The sequence below is a fragment of the Desulfovibrio sp. 1188_IL3213 genome (assembly GCF_036763145.1).
Classification (GTDB): domain Bacteria; phylum Desulfobacterota; class Desulfovibrionia; order Desulfovibrionales; family Desulfovibrionaceae; genus Desulfovibrio.
In genome coordinates this window covers 1-2,276 of record NZ_JBAIYR010000372.1, presented here as the reverse complement: position 1 = coordinate 2,276, position 2,276 = coordinate 1, and the positions used below count along the sequence as shown (strand labels likewise).

2 protein-coding genes and 1 pseudogene are annotated in these 2,276 nt (G+C 60.4%); 1 reads left to right on the top strand and 2 read right to left on the bottom strand.

Going from position 1 to position 2,276, the window contains the following annotated elements; translation table 11 throughout:
- A pseudogene (locus tag V6C16_RS11560) lies at positions 1 to 633 on the bottom strand (TIGR01212 family radical SAM protein); the annotation flags it as partial.
- A gap of 241 nt (positions 634 to 874) precedes the next feature.
- Here V6C16_RS11560 and V6C16_RS11555 point away from each other — a divergent pair.
- Positions 875 to 1,915, top strand: coding sequence for a rod shape-determining protein (locus V6C16_RS11555; RefSeq protein ID WP_012623816.1), 1,041 nt, complete (start codon positions 875 to 877; stop codon positions 1,913 to 1,915).
- Positions 1,916 to 2,050: 135 nt separating this feature from the next.
- On the opposite strand, the gene V6C16_RS11550 is transcribed toward V6C16_RS11555, so the two are convergent.
- Positions 2,051 to 2,276, bottom strand: a 226-nt coding sequence (locus V6C16_RS11550; protein WP_333543270.1) for a hypothetical protein, incomplete at its 5' end; no start/stop codon positions are given.

The following is a 2,276-nucleotide window of genomic DNA, read 5'->3' as shown; positions in this document are numbered from 1 at the left end:
CCCACGCTCGGCGGCCTGCCGCACGGCCGTTTCAGAGCAGGCCGCATCATGCCCTCTGTTGATGCGCCGAAGAGTGGCATCGTGAACGCTTTGCAGCCCAAGCTCCAGCCAGACCTCGGAAAGGCCGCCGTTTTCCGGGCCGCCGACGCCCTTTTTGCCCCCATTGTCTCTACGGGCATTTCGCGTATAGTGGTTTCCAGCATCCGGGGCGCCCACACTGGCGTTTATCTGGCAGGCGGCAAGCATGTCCAGCTTGCGCGGGCCGAGGCAGTCCGGGCGCGTGCCTACGGCAACGCCGAGGCAGCCCGGCAGGGCCGCTACCTGCTGGAGCAAAAGTTGCAAGCGTTCCGGGGGGCCATACGTATTGGAGTAGGACTGCAGATAGGCCATAAAGGCCCTGTCGGCATCGGTGGCGCGGTATTTTTCAAGCCACGCACGCCACTGCTCCTCAAGCGAAAAACCGCGTACGCCCAGGCCGGAACCAGAACCGGAGGCATTGCAGAACGTGCAGCCCCGGCGCGAAAGCGAGCCGTCCCGATTGGGACAGGACGCCCCCGCGTCAAGTGGAATTTTTTGCACCCGTGTACCGTATTTACGCCGAAAATACACGGCCAGAGTATGCCAACGCAGCATGTTTACAAGCCCTGAAGGCGGAAAAAGGCAAGAATCGGCGGGACAAAGATTTTGAACCCAGGCCCAGCCATCTTGACTTCACGCCCGATTTAGCAGAACAGTTTTCAGCCTGACGTTACCGATTTTTTGCCGCCCCCCGCCTCATTCGCACTTCGGCGCGGGGCGTTGCCCTTGAACTTGACGTGATAAATCCATTCGCAGCGAAGATACGCAGACCAGCACAGTGAGGCAAGTTAGAGTAATGTCCAAGATTCTGGATTTCGCATTAGGCATGTTTTCCAACGACCTGGCTATCGACCTCGGTACGGCCAATACCTGCGTCTACGTCAAGGGACACGGTATTGTACTGCGCGAGCCTTCGGTGGTGGCCGTTAAAAAGGACCCGCGCGGCAACAACGTGGTTTTGGCCGTAGGACAGGACGCCAAGCGCATGCTCGGCAGAACGCCCGGCAATATCTGGGCCATACGTCCCATGAAAGACGGCGTCATCGCCGACTTTGAGGTGACCGAGGCCATGCTGCGCCATTTTATCGCCAAGGTACACAACTCACGCCGTCTGGTGCGCCCGCGCATCATGATCTGCGTACCCACGGGCATCACCCAGGTGGAAAAGCGCGCCGTGAAAGAGTCGGCCCAGTCCGCCGGGGCGCGTGAGGTATACCTTATCGAGGAACCTATGGCAGCGGCCATCGGCGCGGATCTGCCCATCCAGGAGCCTACCTCCAACATGGTGGTGGACATCGGCGGCGGAACCACCGAAGTGGCGGTCATTTCCCTTTCGGGCATCGTGTACTCCCGCTCGGTGCGGGTGGGCGGCGACAAGATGGACGAAGCCATCATGACCCACGTCAAGCGCAAGTACAACATGCTCATCGGTGAATCCTCGGCGGAAGAAATCAAGATCAAGATCGCCTCGGCCTACCCGCTGGACCCCGAACAGCAGATAGAAGTCAAGGGCCGCGACCTTGTGACGGGCATTCCCCAGAATATCATCATCACCTCCGAGGAAGTGCGCAAGGCCATTTCCGAGCAGGTGGACAGCATTGTGCAGGCCGTGCGCATCGCCCTGGAACAGACCCCGCCCGAACTGGCGGCGGACATTGTGGACAGGGGCATTGTGCTCACCGGCGGCGGCGCGCTGCTCAAAGGGCTGGACCAGCTCCTGCGCGAGGAAACCTCGCTGCCCATCACGGTTGTGGACGACCCCCTGTCCACCGTGGTTGTGGGAACCGGCAAAGCTATGGACAACCTGCATATTCTCAAAGAAGTGTGTATCGACTGATCTGTGCGGCCCGTGCGCGTATCTGAACTCGACAGTACCGGACTTAGCAACGGCGCCGCGCTGGAAAATACAACTCCGGCGCGGCGTTGCTTACGTTTTGACAGTTGGGGCGCGTCACTTTGAGCATACGGATTCTCAAGGTCTGCGGCGCAGACCACGGCGCGTAACGGTGCAGGCCAGCAGCGCTTGCGCCTCGTGGCGAAAACCTGCCTGCGCGTCCCGCAGAGCAATGCTCGCGTAAGACTGCTCTGTTTTCATTGACCTGTAACGCCTGTTGCCACAGCACAGGCGTAATGCCACCGGGCAAAAACACTGTTTTTCCCGGCCCGCGCCGCCGCTTGCCATGCCGCACAGGGGCGCA

Bases quoted from the DNA above. Each gene is read 5' to 3' on its own strand.
- V6C16_RS11555 (WP_012623816.1), top strand. From the start codon at position 875: ATGTCCAAGATTCTGGATTTCGCATTAGGCATGTTTTCCAACGACCTG.